Genomic DNA, 14988 nt, shown 5'->3' with positions numbered 1-14988 from the left:
GGCGCGGGCCGGCCGCGGCCAGGCGGGCAGGTGCGCGACCGTCCGTCCACCGGACAGGTGCACGACCCGGTCCGCGGCCGCAGCATCGGCTTCGTGGTGGGTTACCAGGACCACCGCCATCGGGTGTCGTTTCGGCAGGTCCGCGAGCAGTTCCACCAGTTCCCCGCGTCCGTCCGGATCGATCATGGAGGTCGCCTCGTCGGCGATCAGCAGTGCGGGCCGACGGGCCAGCGCCGCCGCGACCGCCAGCCGCTGCTGCTGACCGCCGGAGAGCGTCGCGGTCTCCTTGCCGCCCAGTCCGGCGAGACCGACCTCGCCCAGCAGTCCTTCCACGTCCACCTCGGCGGCCAGGTCCGCGGACAATCCCCACACCACGTCGTCGGCGACGAGCACGCCGAGGGTCTGGCTCTCCGGTCGCTGCAACACCAGCGCCGTGCCGCCCAGCCGCCCCAGTCCGGCCGAGCCGGGCCGCCGCACCGACCCCGAGGTGGGCGGCAGACCGGCCAGCAACCGGGTCAGCGTCGACTTGCCCGAACCGTTGTGGCCCACCACGGCGACGAATTCCCCGACCGCGACGGTCAGGTCGACGTCGCTGAGCGCGTCGCGACCGGCGCCGGGGTAGCGGAATCCGGCGTGCTGCAGCGTGACCGGCAGCGGCGCGACGGGCCGGTCGTCGAGCGGCGCGTCGAGCCGGTCCCGGCCGGGCAGCCAGTCGAGCCGGTCCAGCACCGAGCCCAGGACATACCAGGAGCACACCCCGGTGGCCATCATGCCGAGCGCGACGCCGCCGCCCAGCCACACCCACCACGAGCGCAGCACGGCGTCGGCCAGTTCCGCCACGACCCGCCCGAGCGAAGTCACGCCCACCTGGGCGGCGAGATCCTGCAGGCCGCGCGCGCCATTGCGGATGTTGTCGAAGACCAACTCGCGCGCACTCGACAGCATGAGCAGCGAACCGACGGCCAGCGCGGCCCATACCAGCCCGGTGAGCAGCGAGAGTCCAAGAACCGCGACGAGCCCGCCGCCGCGCCGCTTCACGGTTCCGATGATGCCGCCCATCGTGGCCGAGGCGACCAGCACCGTCGCCGACGCCATACCGGCCGCCACGAAGGTGACCAGCGTGGCGGCGATGGTCGCGGTGACCAGGGCGCGCGGCCGGAAACGATGCGCGATCAGCCCGATCGGGACCGCCGCGACCAACTGCAGCGCACCGGCGAACGGGATCACCGATCCGATGGTCACCAGCCCGACGGTGGCTCCACCCAGCACGGCGCCGGTGGCCAGCTCGATCGGACGCAGCGGCCCGCGCTGCTCCGATGCGCCCGGAGAGGCCAGTTCATTCACAGCACAAGTCTGCCAGCCCGGCGGGCGGTGCCGGGTCGAGTCGAATCCGAGCGGGGCAGGAACTCGTGCGATACGTCACGGGGCCGGGTCGAGAATGTAGTGGCGGGGATCGAAGCGCCGGGTGCGGCGGCGGTAGCTGGTTTGCGAGCCGGGCCAGTTGTTGGTGATGCGGCCTGCGGAATTGCGGTACCAGCTCGCGCAGAAGTTCCACGGGGTGCGAGCCAGGCGTTGCTGGAGCGCGGCGTTGTAGTCCTCCTCCAGGTCCGCCCGGACGTCGATACAGTGGCCGGGGTGGTCGGCGAGCCACCGCACCGCCTGACGGATGTAGCGGGTCTGCGACTCGATCATGTAGATGATCGAGCCGACGCCGAGATTGGTGTTCGGCCCGTAGACGAGGAAGAGGTTCGGGAAGTCCGGCACCGCGATGCCGTAGTACGCGTGCGCGCCGTCGGCCCAGGCGTCGGCCAGCCTGCGGCCCCCACGGCCGTAGACCTCCATCGGCCAGAGGAACTCGGTGCCCTTGAAGCCGGTGCCGTAGATGATCACGTCCACCGCGTGCGTCGTACCGTCCGCGGTGCGTACCCCCTGCGGGACGATCTCGCTGATCGCGGTGGTCTCCACCCGCACGTTCGGCTGGGTGAGCGCGGGGTAGTAGTCGTTGGAGAACAGCGCTCGCTTGCACCCGATCGGGTAGTCCGGGGTGAGTTTCGCGCGCAACTGCGGATCCTCCACTTGCTCGGCGAGGTGCCGGGAGGCGATGCGGGCCACCCACCGGGCGATGGCGGGGACCTCGACCAGCCCGAGCGAGACGAACTCCGCGATCGACCACCACCCGAATCGTTCGGCCAGCAGCGCCCCGGGCACCCGCGCGAACAGGTTGTGCTGGATCGGCGAGTAGTCGGTGTCGAATTTGGGGATCACCCAGGCCGGTGTGCGCTGGAAAAGCGTGAGATGGGCGACCTCCGGCTGGATCTCCGGGATGTACTGGACAGCGCTCGCTCCGGTGCCGACGCAGGCGACGCGTTTGCCGCGAAGGTCGACGTCGTGGTCCCACTCGGCCGAATGGAACGACGGGCCCGCGAAGGTGTCGATGCCGGGTATGGCGGGCAGGGACGGACGCGACAGCTGGCCCACCGCCGAGATCAGCACGTCCACGACGCGGCTGTCCCCGTCGGCGGTGCGGACGGTCCACCGGCCGGTGGCGTCGTCGAATTCGGCGTCGGTGACGCTGGTGCCGAAGCGGATCGCCGACAGCACGCCGTGCCGCTCGGCGACGCCGCGCAGGTAGGAGTGGATGGCGGCGCGCCCCGAGTAACGCTGCGGCCAGTCCGGCTTGGGTTCGAACGAATACGAGTACAGCGGTGACGGGACGTCGCAGGCCGCACCGGGGTAGGTGTTCTCCCGCCAGACCCCGCCGAGGTCGGCGGCGCGTTCCAGCACGGTGATGTCGTCGAAGCCGTTGCGGCGCAACTCGATCGCCATCCCGATACCGCCGAAGCCCGCGCCGATGATGAGGATCGACGGCCGACCGCGCGTTGCCATGTGACGCTCCTCACTCCGACCGTAGTTGTCTCCACTGTAGGAGCCGTCGTGCCGTCGCATAGAGAAATTCGGCCATAATGTCCGCGTGGAGCGGGTACAGGATCCGGATATCCGCGATTGGAACTTTCCGCGCGGCGTGGCCAGCGTGGCGCTGATGGTCGGCTACGCGGCCGAACACGGCGTGCCCGCGGCGCGCATGCTGCACGGCACCGCGCTGACCGAGCAGCAACTGCGCGATCCGGACGCGCAGATCGACGCGCACACCGAACTGGCGGTCATCCGCAACCTCGTCCGCGAACTCGCGGGCCGTCCCGCGCTGGGCGTCGAGGTGGGCCGCCGCTACCGGATCACCACCTTCGGCATCTTCGGCTTCGCCTGCGTCAGCAGCCCGACGCTGGGGGAGGCGATCAGCTTCGCGCTGCGCTACCTGGACCTCAGCTTCACCTTCTGCCTACCGGTGGCCGAGTGGGGCGAGGACGAGTTCGTCGCGGTGGTGCACGACGAGTCGGTGCCGACCGACGTGCGCCAGTTCCTCGTCGAACGCGACGTCACCGCGATGCATCAGGTGATGAGCGATCTGCTCGGCACCCGACTGCCGCTGACCAGGGCCGAATTCCGTTTTCCCGCACCGGGCTACGCCGATCGGATCGCGGAGGTCACCCTGGTGGCCCCGCGTTTCGACATGCCGCGCAACCTGTTCGCCATCGAACCCATGCTGTTGGAGCAGCCGTTGCCACAGGCCAACGAGCACACGTGGGCGATGTGCCTGGCGCAGTGCCGGGAGTTGGTGCACCGCCGCAGGGCTCGCACCGGCATCGCGGCCGAGGTGCGCGAGCGCTTGGTCCCGCGCGGCGGCGCGGACGGGTTCGCCGCGCCGCCCGGAATCGACGCCGTGGCGAACGATCTCAACATGAGCACTCGCACGCTGCGCAGACATCTCGACGCGGCGGGAACCAGCTATCGTGCGTTGCTGGACGAGGTGCGGCGTGCTCTGGCCGAGGAAATGCTCACCGCCACACCGCTATCGGTGAGCGACGTCGCGATCCGCCTCGGTTACGCCGAAGCCTCGACATTCATCTTCGCCTTCAAGCGGTGGACCGGTAACACCCCGGCCGCCTATCGCCGCGAACGCGTCGTCCGGCGTTAAGCCCCTTCGCCGCGGCCGCTGCGGCTGCCCGTGTAGGCCAGCTCGCGAATCTTGCCTATGGCTTTGGGGAACAACTCCACCTCGGCCGGGTGGTTGAGCATCGGATCGAAGTAATCCGTTCGGTGCTCGGCGGATTCGGCGGGCCGCAGCGTGATTTCGGCGACCCGCCGGGTGGGTCCGCCGAGACGGCCCGCGCTGAGGGTGAAACTCACCAGATCCTCGTTCAGATGGGCTTGCATCGCCTCGAGCGACGCCGAAGCGGGCTGCGCGCCGTCCGGCTCGGCGAAGAACCAGGTCGGCGCGGAGTTGCTGATCCGGTAGGGCATCAGGCAGCCGTAGCGTGCGCTGGCCCAACCGCGCGCGGGGGTGATCACCAGCCGGCCCAGCGATCCCTGGCCTGTCGTTGCCAGCGCGAAATCCCAGGGCTCGTCGTCCCGGTCGAGTACTCGGAACGCCAGGCCGAGCACGTCGGGCAGGCCGTTCGGTAGTCCGACGCCCTTGGACAGCCGCGCGATCACCGCGCGTTCGCCGCTGCCGAACAGCGGCTCGAACTCGGGTTCGGCGTGCAGACGACCGGCCAGGTGCAACCCGTTGGGGTGGAACACCCGCGCATGCCGGATCCGCGCTCCGGTCGCGAACGCGCTCTTCACCACTGCGGCTGGCAGGTCGACCATGGTGCATCCTCCCGGGTAGGCGTCTCGTGCACCCCGATTGCCCCGGCTGGTGCCGGGTAAACCGCGCTCAAGCCGGTTGCACGCCGATCCGGCCACCCATCGGAACGGTCCGGAAATGGGTGGTCAGCCGGTGATCATCGCCGATGACGTGCAGCGAGACCGCGGGGTCCGGCGCGTAGTCCATGACGTGGTCGGGCAGGTCGAGTTCCCACTCGCCGCTGAGCACCGACGCGGTGCTGGGGCCGACCAGCAGCGGGCGTCCCCCGAACGTGGTCGTCGCGGCGGAATGCGCGTGACCGGTGAGGACGGCGACGATCCGGTCGTCCCCGGCCACCAGGTCGGCGAGCCGCTGCGGATCGGCGAGGGCGATCCCGTCGACGATCGGGCTGTACAGGCGCGCGGGCGGGTGGTGCAGGGCGAGCAGGATCGGTTTGGCCGGGGGCGCCGCGTCGAGCAGGCCGCTCAGCCAACGGTAGGTCTCGTCGGCGAGTCGCCCGCCGGGCTCGCCGGGGATGCTCGAATCCAACAGCGCGAGGGTGAGATCACCGACTCGGTGCGCGCGGTTGATAGGGGCGTCGGAGGCCGGCTCGCCGAGCAAGCCGGTACGGAAGCCCGCGCGGTCGTCATGGTTGCCGGGGAGGGCGTACACCGGGATCTCGGTGTCGAACGCGAGCTTGGCCTCCGCGTATTGCTCGGGTTTGCCGGAATCGGTGATGTCGCCGGTCACGAGGATGGCGTCGGGCCTGTGGCGCAGCCCGGCGAAGAACTCCATCACCCGCTGGACACGCTGGGTGTTGCGGGCGCCGAGATCGAAATGGGTGTCGCTGACCTGAGCCACCAGGATCATCGGCATTCGCTTTCGCTAGGGGTTCGCTGCATTGCGTCAGAGTGTGCGCGCGCCGCGGCCGCCGCACGTCATCAGGCTAGTTGACCTGCGCATTACGAGTCGTCATGACGCTCGCCACCATGCGAACGGCGCTCGACTATATGTGGTGCGGGCCACAATGTGTGAGATTCGCCGTCAGGACCTGGACTGCTCGGATACCGCGGCGGAGAGGGTGCGCAGGGCGCGCACGAACACTCGGCGGTCCGGTGCGGGGAGCTGCTCCAGCAGTTGATCCTCGCCGGCTTGGATGTCGCGCTGGACGCGGTCGCGGAGGGCGCGGCCCTCGTCGGTCAGCGACACCAGGTTGACCCGCCGGTCGGACGGGTCCGGTTCGCGCGTGATCAGGCCCCGGCGCTGCAGCTCGTCCAGCACGCCGATGATGCGGGTCTTGTCCGCGCCGATCGCCTTGGCCAGCGCCGCCTGGGTGTAGACCGGCTCCGCGTCCAGCCCGAGCAGGACGGAGTATCCCCACATGGATAGTTCGTGGCGCTCCAGGATGGGCGTTTCCGCGGCGATGAGCGCCCGCACGAGCGGCACGATCATCGCGGCCAGATCGGGACGAGCGTTGGACATGGACCGACGATACTGCTTGGCAAATCGTAAGCTCGAGCATACGATACGCATATGCATACCGACTCCCTGGAAGAATTGCGCGACCAGCACGCTCGTTCGGTTCGATCGAGCGTGGCGGCCGTTGCCCGCGTGCGTCCCGATCACCTGGAATACGAAACGCCCTGTGCCGGTTGGCGCCTTCGTGACCTGCTGGAACACATGATCGCGCAGAATCACGGCTTCGCCGCCGCCGCACGGGGCAGCGGTGGTCGCGATGTCTGGGCCGTTCGCACCTCCGACGATCCGATCGCCGACTATCGCGCTTCGGCCGAAGACGTCCTCGACGGCTTCGCCGTCGAGGACGTCTTCGAGCGCGCACTGCTGCTGCCGGAAGTTTTGCCCGATCGTGGCATCCCGGCCCACCTCGCGATCGGTTTCCACCTCGTGGACAGCGTCGTCCACGCCTGGGATGTCGCGCGCTCGATCGGCGAAACCATCACCCTCGACCCCGACGTCGCCGAAGCGGCGCTGCGCATCGCCCTCGCCGTCCCCGACGGTCCGGAACGCACCGCCCCCGACGCGGCATTCGCCCCGGCACTGGCCGTTCCGGAACAAACGCAGGCCCTCGACCGGATCCTCCTGCTCCTCGGCCGCTCGCCGAACTGGCCGAACTGACCTGCTGACGCGGACCTCCCGCCCGGCCGCCCGGGCCGGGCCGTGCGCATCCGGGCGATTGCCTGGGGATGACTGTGGACGAATCGGGAGCCGAGGTTCATCGCCCAGGACGAAGCCGGAGACCAGGCGCGAAGAAGGCCGGCACGAGGAAGCCGTTCGGCGGCCGACGCTCAGGCCAGGAGGCCGTGGTCGGTGCGGAGGGGAAGGTGGCGCTAGCTGAGCGTCCGCAGCGAGTGGGCAGCGCGTTCGAGGGCAGCCGGGTCGGCGCCTTCGTCCAGCGGGCGCCAGAATTCGGGGTCCGGCTCGGCGGACAACGTCAGTTCCGGCGGGGTGCGCCACGAGGCGGCGAGGCCCAGGTGCCAGGAGTGCAGGTAGGTCCGGGCATGGGCGCCGGAGCGGTCGAACAACGGGTCGCCGACTATCGGGTGTCCGGTCCACGCCAGGTGGACGCGGATCTGGTGGCGTCGGCCGGTGACCGGGCGCAGCGCGAGAACGGTGTGCGCCGGGCCGCGCAGCACCGTCGCGAACCGGGTGAGCGAGGGGTAGTTCTTGGCGGGCAGCAGGTCGGCCTCGTCGACGAACCAGCGGCCCGCCTCGTGGCGGATGCTTTCGCGGGGCGCCGCGATGCGCACCCGGTTCTTGCGCCCCACGCTGAGCGGCAGATCGAACACGCCGGTATCGGGCAGGCCGGTGGAGGACACGACGGCCAGGTACGCCTTTTCGGCGGTCTGTTTGTTGAACTGCCTGGTCAGCTCGCCGTGCGCGCGCAGTTCCTTCGCGAACAGGATCAGGCCGGAGGTCACCTTGTCGATCCGGTGCACCGGATACAGCGTTTCCCCCGCGGCGGCCGCCAGTTCGACGAGGTCGGTGTCGTGGCGCTCGCCGGTGACGGAGATCCCGGCAGGTTTGCTCAGGGCCAGGATCGCCGCGTCCTCCTCGATGAGGCAACGGGCGCGCAGCTGTGACCAGTCCTTGTCCACCGGACGAGCCTAGGGTGGACGTCCGCGGCAGGCGGCACGCGGTCTCGGCTACCTGCCGTTCTTGCCGTTGCGGCGCAGCAGGTGCGGGCGCAGGCGGTTGAAGCCGCGCACCCGGACGCTGCGCAGGTGCTTGATGGCGAATGCCGGGTCGCCCTCCAGCGCGGCGGCGGCGTGGTCATCGATCAGGACGGTGCCCGGCCGGGCGACGCCGGTGAGCCTGGAGGCGATGTTCACGACCGAGCCGTACAGGTCCCCGAAGCGTTGCAGGACCGGGCCGTAGGCGACAGCGACCCGCAGGTCCGGGGTGCCGCCGACCATCATGGTGGACTCCTGGATAGCCAGCGCGATGCGGGCGGCCTCGGTGGCGGTTTCGGTGGCGAACATCACTTCGTCGCCCACGTTCTTGATCACCCATCCGCCGTTCTCGGTGATGGCGGCGGTGGTGGTGGATTCGAACGCCTCCAGCAGCATGGACAGCTCGTCGGGGTGCAGATGCCTGGTCAGCCTGGTGTAGCCGACCATGTCGGCGAAACCGACGGCCAGTTCCCGCACCGCCTCACCGGCGCTGGTTCCCGGGTCGAGCGAGCGCGACAGCGCCGCGGCGAGATGGCGCCGCCAGGCGTAGATGTTCAACTGCTCCAGCGTGGCGATGGCGCCCTCGGTGGCGGTGCGCACCGCCTGCTCGGGGTCGGCATCGGGCTCGGCTCGGGCGATCCGCTCCTCGATCTCCGCCAGCACCAGGTCGACCTGCCATTCCGCCAGGCGCGCCATCCCCTGGCCGAGCGTGCGCACGGTCGCCGACTGTTGTTTGATGTCGGCCGAGGACAACACGTTCAGCTGCTCGAAGTTGCGCACCGCCGCCACGTCTGCGTCGGCGTAGTCGACCGCTTCGTCGCCGATGCTCGACGGAAAGCCGAGCGCGACCCACAATTGCTTGGTGAGCGCCGTCGTCGTCGCCGACTGCTCGGCGACCTCGGTGCGGTTGTACCGGCGCGCTCCGTCGAGCAGGTAGGACTCGACGACCGATCGCACCAACTCGGACCTCTCGATGGGCACCATGATCGGTACCTTACGGGCCGAATCCGGCGAGCCGGCTTTCCTTGGGGCAGTTCACATACTCACCGCGTCGTCTTCGGTCCCGCGCTGCAGGCACGCACATTTCGGTGACACCCGAAACTGCCGCCGAAGCGTGGTGCGGTCGGTCCGCCGGTGCTCGCATGCCGGGGCGCGTCGGTTTGCGAACGATTTCGTTCAGTTCCTGATTCCGGACGTGGAGGGCGTGCGCCCGCGGAAGGTGCGGCGCAGATCCTCGACCCATCGGTCCGGTATCTCCCACGGGATGAAGTGACCACCTCGATCGTGGACGGTGAGATTGACGTGGTTGTACCAATCGCCCCGGTCGCTGTCGACGAAGGCCTGCACACGGCCGTCGGTGGTGACGCCGGGCGGGTTCTCGTAGCCGACGAAGGTGATGCCGGTGGGGGCCTCGATCGGGGGCTGCCGGTCGTGCGACGGCGTCCACGGATAGCGATTGTTGTTGGCGTAGGTGCGGATCGAGGTGCCGATGGAATTGGTGACCCAGAAGATCATCGCGTGGGTGAGCAGGTCGTCCTTGTCGAAGACGGACTCGATGTCGCCGCCGTTGTCGCTCCAGCTCACCCAGCGCTGCAGGATCCAGGCGAGCAGCCCGGCGGGCGAGTCGGACAAGCCGTAGGCGAGGGTGCTCGGTTCGAGCACATGTGCTGCCAGATGGACGGCGAAACGTCGTTCCAGTTCGATGATCCGGTCGTGCACATCTGCGGGTATGCCATCCGGGATGGGTCTGCCGCCACTGATGTCCCAACCCCGGTCGCCGTCGAACAGGGTGAGCTTCTGGCCGGAGCCGATGTGGATGCCGTACAACTCGTCGGCGTACTTGTGCCCGAGTTGCCCGGTGACCAGGGCGCCGACGTCGCAGCCCGCCGCGGCGTATTTCGTATGGCCGAGCGTCTCGGTCATGAGGACGTGCCAGAGGTCGGCGACCTTCCAGAAGTTCATGTCCGGGTTGTTCGGCAGCGGCGCGGAGAACCCGAACCCGGGAAACGACGGGACGATCACATCGAAGGCGTCGGCCGGGTCGCCGCCGAATGCCGCGGGGTCGGCCAGCGGATCGACGACCTTCGCCCAATGCCAGAAGGTCCACGGCCAGCCATGGGTGAGGATCAGCGGCGTCGGGTCGGGGCCTACACCCGGCTTCCGCATGAAATGCACCGGCACCCCGGCGACCTCGACGAAGTAGTGCGCATAGGCATTGATCGCGGCCTCGGCGGCACGCCAGTCGTAACCGGTGCGCCAGTACTCGACCAGCTCCTGCAGATAGCCTCGCGACACACCATAGGACCAGTCGTCGTTGCCCGCGTCGACCGGCCAGCGCGTCAGTTCCAGCCGTTGCCGAAGGTCGGCGAGCACGTCGTCGGATACCTGGATGGGCGTGGGACGCAGCGGAAACGGTTGCGTCTCGACTCCACGCGCGGAGGGCTCGTGACTCACCGGACCAGTATGCTCCGGGCGTTTCCCGCGTCCGGCGCCACTGCACGGCAAGCGAACGGTGACCATTTCGCTCCGGCACGTCCACCTCGTCGCCGCAGACCGGGACATCGCAGCCCCCAGGCGTACTTCGAGGGGCTGGTACGCCGCCGGCTCCCCAGTGGCCCGGCCTCCGACCGGGCAATGGCTGCTGGACGTTCGGTCGGCGCCGTCGGTCCGGTGGGCAGGCTGCTCAAGGCTTGGGGGTAGGGGTCCAGTAACCGGCGCGTCGCTTGTCGGCGGCGGCGCGAATGGCCGTATGGAAGCGCTCGGCCAGGCGGGTGGGAGCCGAAAGGTCGTCCCAGCGCCAGCGGACGACCACCCAGCCGAGAGTGCGGAGCCGGGCTTCGCGCTCCTGCTCCGCTGTGACCATCGGTGCGGCGGGTACCGGGCGGCGCGGTGTGGCTGGATGGTCGATCCTTCCGTCGAACTCGCCGATCACACCGAGGTCCGGAAACAGGAAATCGACGCGGCCGACGCAGATGTCGTCGTCGGAGAAGACCCGGGCCTGTACCTGGGGAGCGGGGAGACCGGCCTGGTGCAGCAGGATCCGGCTGCGGGATTCGCCGACGTCCTCGCTGCGGCCGTCCAGGAAGTCGAGGACGAGGGCGGCTCGGCGGCAGCCGGGCCGGTGCCGGGCGCGGCGAAGGTGTTCGCGCAATTCCGTCGTGGTCGTCAGGCCCTGGCGCAGCGCGGAATCGCCGACCGCGACCGACTGTTCGAACCCTTCCGAGCGAGCGATATCGAGGACCGTCCGCGCCGGGGTGGTCACTCGTATGTCGTCGATCAGGGTGACCTCATCGGGTTCCACCTGCGCCGAATGGACCACGACCCGTCTGCTCAGCCGGCCGCCGTTGATCCGATTCCTGGTCAGATGGACGCGGTCGAGCGAAATGCCCCAGGTCGCCAGGCCGTGCAGTACCGCCGCCGAACAGTGGCTCGTGATGGCGGAGTCGGACGTGGACTCCGCGGTCGCCAGCGTCATCAGCAGATGCCTGCCGGTCGCGCCGAGACCGGAGCCCGGCGAGTTCAGATAGTGCCCGGCGCGCAGGCGCTGCCATTGCCCGGTCCTGCACAGCCGGTGCAGCGCCTTGTCGGACAGTCCGGATGCCAGTGCTTGCCGACGTGAGATCAATTGCGGTGCTTCCATACCGACGATCGTGATCGTCCGGCGCCCATGGAGGGCCCGCCGCGGCAGCGAATGTGGACAACGCACCGGCTGTGGACAACTCCGGGATCACCCCATCTGGGTCATCCCGGCCGCGACCACCTGCGCCACGTTCAGCACTTCGTCGGCGGTGGGCAGGGGCAGGCCGTCGAGCGCGTGCAGCCGGTCGGTGCTGGCGATCGCGAACATCGCCGAGACCCAGGCCGCCGCGCAAGCGCGCAGGGTGCCCGGGCGCACCGGGGCAGGAGCGCTCGCCTGCAGCACCTTCGTGGTGACCTCCAGCAGTTGATCGCGCAGGCGGCGCAGTTGCCGTCGCACGTCGGGATGGGTGTCGGCTTCCCGCCACAGGATCACCCGCAGCACCGACGAGTGGTGGTCGCGCAGGTTCAGGGCGGCATCGAGGTTGACCAGGCTGGTCGCCGGATCTCCCGGCGCCACCACCGTGCCGATGTCGTCGATCGGCTGGGCGGGCACCCGTTCGGACATCAGGGCGGACAGGATCGAGTCCTTGGTCGGGAAGTAGTAGAAGACGAGTCCTTTGGGAACGCCTGCCGCGGCGGCGATGGCCGCCGTCGCGGTGGCGTCGTATCCCTGTGCCGCGAAGAGTCTCTCCGCGGCGTCGAGGATGAGTTGCCGCGCCTCGCCGTCGGCTTTCGCGCTGCGGCGACGCCCGGCCCGCCGGGTTCCTGGCATCTGCGTCAGTGATGCGGAGCCATGTCGTGCAGACGTCCCGACACCGTCGGCAGCGCCGCTACCGCGACCACCGCCGTCACCACGCCGACTACCCATGCGGTCCAGGATGCGCTGCGGTACTCCGTGAAGTCCATGACCCACGGGGAGACGAACAGCAGCGCGCCGCACAGGCCCATCACGTAGTCCGCCGCCGCCATGTCGGGGCGGGCCATCTGTGCCAGACCGGTGAGAGCGATGAGCACGCCGAGCACGATCAGCGACCACATGGCGTTGTCGTTGGTGTCCACCCAGAGGGGGGACAGCGCGGCGAAGGCTCCGAGCACGACAGCCAGGAAATCCTGCGCGCGGCTCTCGGTGAACATGGTTACCTCCTCAGGCTGTGAGTGTGTGCTGTCCTCGGTATAACCCTGATTGACCGCCCGATCAATATCGAAACGAACACGATTGCGCGGCTGTTGCCCGACCGTTGATGCGTGATGGTCATCACAGGGCAATGCGCCAAGCAGAGGTTAGGGTGGGCTTCGTCGCACCGCCGGTTCCGTGGGATCGGCTGCCGGGTTCCAAGGAAGGGATGGCCGCATGACCGCGCCGATCGTGATCGTCGGAGCAGGCCTCGCCGGCCTGCGCACCGCGGAGGAACTGCGCCGCGCGGGCTACGCCGGTGAACTCGTGCTCATCGGTGACGAGCCGCGGTTGCCGTACGACCGGCCGCCGCTGTCCAAGCAGTTCGTGCGCGGCGAAACGGACGACACCACATTGCGTCCGAGCGAGTTCTTCGCCGAGAAGCGGATCGATCTGCGTTCGGGCACCGAAGCCGTCGGGGTCGACACCGGCGCGCGCCGAGTCCGTCTCGCCGACGGAACGACGCTGGACTACGACCAGCTGATCATCGCCACCGGCCTGCGCCCGCGCCGTCTTCCCGGCCTGCCCGATCTCGGCGGTGTGCACGTGCTGCGCGGTCATTCCGACGCCCTCGCCCTGCGCGCCGACCTCAGCGACGCCCGGACGGCGCTCGTCGTCGGCGCCGGATTCATCGGCTGCGAACTCGCGGCGAGTTTCCGGGCACAGGGGGTGGATGTCGTGCTGGTCGAACCGCAGGCGACACCGCTGGCCTCGGTGCTCGGCAGCGCAGTGGGCGAACTGGTGGCGCGCATGCACCGCGCGGAAGGGGTCGATCTGCGCTGCGGCATCGGTGTGGACACGTTGCTCGGCGACGACGCGGGGCGGGTGCGCGGCGCCCGGCTGTCCGACGGTAGCGAGATCGCCGCCGACCTCGTCGTGATCGGGGTCGGCTCGCGGCCGGTGACCGAGTGGCTGAGCGATTCGGGGATCGCGCTGGCGGAGCCGTCGGCCGGTGGCGGCGTGCTCGCCGACGAGGTGGGTCGCACCTCGGCCGAAGGTGTGTGGGCGGTGGGCGATGTGGCGGCCTGGCTGCACGACACCGGCTCGCGCAAACGCGTCGAACACTGGACCAACGCGGGCGAGCAGGCCAAATTGGTCGCCTGCGCGTTGCTGGGGGCGCAACCGCCCACGGCCGCCCGGGTCCCGTATTTCTGGAGCGACCAGTACGACGTGAAGATCCAGGCGCTCGGCACCCCCGGCGCGACCGACGAGGTGCACATCGCCTCCGACGACGGCCGCAAGTTCCTCGCCTACTACTCCCAGGGCGGCAACCTCACCGGCGTCGTCGGCGCGGGCATGACCGCCCAGGTGATGAAGGCGCGCGCCAAGATCGCCGCGGGCGCTCCGGTGACCGAACTGCTGGCGCCCAGCTGACCTCGGCGCGTGGCGGGCGGACGGCGTGCGGCATCCGGCACTTCGGCGCCGGTGGCCCGCCCGCCCGCTGTTCGCGGGGGAGGTTCGCCGGGCCTCGAACGGGCTGTGGTGCCGTCATGGGGCTGTAATACGGTGGTGCGGTGATCGTCGCGCTCATCGACTCGGGTCTGGGGTTGCTGCCTACCTCCGCTTGGTTGCGCAAGTTGCGGCCGGATGTGGATCTGCTGCTGCAACTGGACCCGGACGGTGCGCCGTGGGGGCCGAAGCCGGAGGACTGGGTGGTCGATCGGGTAGTCGACGCCGCGCGAACCTCGCTTCGTTCGGGGGCCGAGGTGATCGTTTTGCCGTGCAACACCGCCAGCGTCACGGCGCTGGAGCACGTGCGCGCCGACGTCGGGCCCGACGTGCCGGTGATCGGCACCGTGCCCGCGATCAAGCCCGCGGCGGCTGTGTGCCGATCGGTGGCGGTCTGGGCCACCGCGGCGACCACGGCGAGCCGGTATCAGGCCGATCTGATCGCGAAATTCGGCGGGGACGCCGATGTGGTGGGCGTGGCATGCCACGGGCTGGCGGACGCGATCGACCGCGGTGATCTGGCGGCCGCGCACGATGCGATCTCGGGCGCCGCCGCGCGGACTCCGTCGGAGGTCGAAGGCGTGGTGCTCGGTTGCACCCACTACCCCTTGGTGACCGACGCGATCGTCGCCGCGCTGCCGAACGGGGTCCGGCTGTTCGACAGTGCGCAAGCCGTTGCGGCGCAGACTATCCGGCGAATCGAGGCGCTGGGCCGCCCGAGCACCGGCAACGGCGAGATCCGGGTGCTGAACAGCGGACGCCCCGGTGCGCTGCCCGTCAGCGCGGCCGCCTTCGAGTCGGGGCGTGTGCTGGGCGCGCAGGGATGAACCGCGGTCCTGCATCGCGCTGGCCGCGGTGACGACTGGGCCCGCGCCGACGGCCGGGGCCGCGCTGGGCGCGCGGAGCATTCG

The 14988-nt window shown here is 69.7% G+C and carries 15 protein-coding genes; 4 read left to right on the top strand and 11 right to left on the bottom strand.

The annotated features are described in order from the left end of the window. The coding region (locus tag NA8_RS30775) for an ABC transporter ATP-binding protein (RefSeq protein ID WP_245664073.1) at nt 1–1344 on the bottom strand (1344 nt) is incomplete at its 3' end. Nucleotides 1345–1419: 75 nt separating this feature from the next. Beyond that, nucleotides 1420–2886: a flavin-containing monooxygenase gene (locus tag NA8_RS30770; protein WP_063053810.1), complete on the bottom strand. Its 1467-nt coding sequence runs from the start codon at nt 2884–2886 to the stop codon at nt 1420–1422. Nucleotides 2887–2971: 85 nt separating this feature from the next. Between NA8_RS30770 and NA8_RS30765 the strand changes: the two genes are divergently transcribed. After that, on the top strand, nt 2972–4033 hold the full coding sequence (locus NA8_RS30765) for an AraC family transcriptional regulator (RefSeq protein ID WP_063053809.1): 1062 nt from the start codon (nt 2972–2974) through the stop codon (nt 4031–4033). On the opposite strand, the gene NA8_RS30760 is transcribed toward NA8_RS30765, so the two are convergent. The 3 genes from NA8_RS30760 to NA8_RS30750 form a co-directional block, all read right to left on the bottom strand. Then, on the bottom strand, nt 4030–4707 hold the full coding sequence (locus NA8_RS30760; protein WP_063053808.1) for a hypothetical protein: 678 nt from the start codon (nt 4705–4707) through the stop codon (nt 4030–4032). The genes NA8_RS30765 and NA8_RS30760 overlap by 4 nt on opposite strands. Nucleotides 4708–4774: 67 nt before the next feature. Then, complete coding sequence (locus NA8_RS30755; RefSeq protein WP_245664072.1) at nt 4775–5560, bottom strand: metallophosphoesterase; 786 nt, start codon at nt 5558–5560, stop codon at nt 4775–4777. Between the two features lie 168 nt (nt 5561–5728). Next, nucleotides 5729–6166 carry a MarR family winged helix-turn-helix transcriptional regulator gene (locus NA8_RS30750; RefSeq protein ID WP_063053807.1) on the bottom strand — a complete coding sequence of 146 codons (438 nt, stop codon included), beginning with the start codon at nt 6164–6166 and terminating at the stop codon, nt 5729–5731. A gap of 51 nt (nt 6167–6217) precedes the next feature. On the opposite strand from NA8_RS30750, the gene NA8_RS30745 reads away from it, so the two are divergent. Then, nucleotides 6218–6820, top strand: a complete 603-nt coding sequence (locus tag NA8_RS30745) for a TIGR03086 family metal-binding protein (RefSeq protein ID WP_063053806.1) — start codon at nt 6218–6220, stop codon at nt 6818–6820. Between the two features lie 212 nt (nt 6821–7032). Here the strand turns inward: NA8_RS30745 and NA8_RS30740 are convergent, their stop codons facing one another. From NA8_RS30740 to NA8_RS30715, 6 genes are all read right to left on the bottom strand, one after another. After that, nucleotides 7033–7800 carry an RluA family pseudouridine synthase gene (locus tag NA8_RS30740; RefSeq protein ID WP_063053805.1) on the bottom strand — a complete coding sequence of 256 codons (768 nt, stop codon included), beginning with the start codon at nt 7798–7800 and terminating at the stop codon, nt 7033–7035. Nucleotides 7801–7848: 48 nt separating this feature from the next. Continuing rightward, nucleotides 7849–8859, bottom strand: a complete 1011-nt coding sequence (locus tag NA8_RS30735; protein ID WP_063053804.1) for an adenylate/guanylate cyclase domain-containing protein — start codon at nt 8857–8859, stop codon at nt 7849–7851. Between the two features lie 192 nt (nt 8860–9051). Then, nucleotides 9052–10329 carry an epoxide hydrolase family protein gene (locus NA8_RS30730; protein WP_063053803.1) on the bottom strand — a complete coding sequence of 426 codons (1278 nt, stop codon included), beginning with the start codon at nt 10327–10329 and terminating at the stop codon, nt 9052–9054. A 229-nt stretch (nt 10330–10558) separates the two neighbouring features. After that, a complete protein-coding gene (locus tag NA8_RS30725; protein ID WP_063053802.1) occupies nt 10559–11515 on the bottom strand; it encodes a type IV toxin-antitoxin system AbiEi family antitoxin domain-containing protein in 957 nt (318 codons plus the stop codon). Between the two features lie 87 nt (nt 11516–11602). Continuing rightward, entirely contained in the window at nt 11603–12226 is a 624-nt protein-coding gene (locus NA8_RS30720) for a TetR/AcrR family transcriptional regulator (RefSeq protein WP_063053801.1), read from the bottom strand. Between the two features lie 5 nt (nt 12227–12231). Next, nucleotides 12232–12588, bottom strand: a complete 357-nt coding sequence (locus NA8_RS30715) for an SPW repeat domain-containing protein (RefSeq protein WP_063053800.1) — start codon at nt 12586–12588, stop codon at nt 12232–12234. 217 nt (nt 12589–12805) lie between these two features. Here NA8_RS30715 and NA8_RS30710 point away from each other — a divergent pair, with 217 nt between their 5' ends. Together NA8_RS30710 and NA8_RS30705 are read left to right on the top strand one after the other, a co-directional pair. Further along, nucleotides 12806–14002 carry an NAD(P)/FAD-dependent oxidoreductase gene (locus NA8_RS30710; protein ID WP_084467212.1) on the top strand — a complete coding sequence of 399 codons (1197 nt, stop codon included), beginning with the start codon at nt 12806–12808 and terminating at the stop codon, nt 14000–14002. A gap of 140 nt (nt 14003–14142) precedes the next feature. Further along, nucleotides 14143–14904, top strand: coding sequence for a glutamate racemase (locus tag NA8_RS30705; protein WP_063053799.1), 762 nt, complete (start codon nt 14143–14145; stop codon nt 14902–14904). The last annotated feature ends 84 nt before the right edge of the window (nt 14905–14988 follow it).

The sequence above is a fragment of the Nocardia arthritidis NBRC 100137 genome (genome assembly GCF_001612765.1).
In the GTDB taxonomy this organism is placed as follows: domain Bacteria; phylum Actinomycetota; class Actinomycetes; order Mycobacteriales; family Mycobacteriaceae; genus Nocardia; species Nocardia arthritidis.
This window is presented reverse-complemented; position numbering and strand designations above follow the sequence as displayed.

Coding starts and splice junctions, on each gene's coding strand:
- NA8_RS30770 (WP_063053810.1), bottom strand. CDS start 2,886: ATGGCAACGCGCGGTCGGCCGTCGATCCTCATCATCGGCGCGGGCTTC.
- NA8_RS30760 (WP_063053808.1), bottom strand. CDS start 4,707: ATGGTCGACCTGCCAGCCGCAGTGGTGAAGAGCGCGTTCGCGACCGGA.
- NA8_RS30755 (WP_245664072.1), bottom strand. CDS start 5,560: ATGCCGATGATCCTGGTGGCTCAGGTCAGCGACACCCATTTCGATCTC.
- NA8_RS30750 (WP_063053807.1), bottom strand. CDS start 6,166: ATGTCCAACGCTCGTCCCGATCTGGCCGCGATGATCGTGCCGCTCGTG.
- NA8_RS30745 (WP_063053806.1), top strand. CDS start 6,218: ATGCATACCGACTCCCTGGAAGAATTGCGCGACCAGCACGCTCGTTCG.
- NA8_RS30735 (WP_063053804.1), bottom strand. CDS start 8,859: ATGGTGCCCATCGAGAGGTCCGAGTTGGTGCGATCGGTCGTCGAGTCC.
- NA8_RS30725 (WP_063053802.1), bottom strand. CDS start 11,515: ATGGAAGCACCGCAATTGATCTCACGTCGGCAAGCACTGGCATCCGGA.
- NA8_RS30720 (WP_063053801.1), bottom strand. CDS start 12,226: ATGCCAGGAACCCGGCGGGCCGGGCGTCGCCGCAGCGCGAAAGCCGAC.
- NA8_RS30715 (WP_063053800.1), bottom strand. CDS start 12,588: ATGTTCACCGAGAGCCGCGCGCAGGATTTCCTGGCTGTCGTGCTCGGA.
- NA8_RS30710 (WP_084467212.1), top strand. CDS start 12,806: ATGACCGCGCCGATCGTGATCGTCGGAGCAGGCCTCGCCGGCCTGCGC.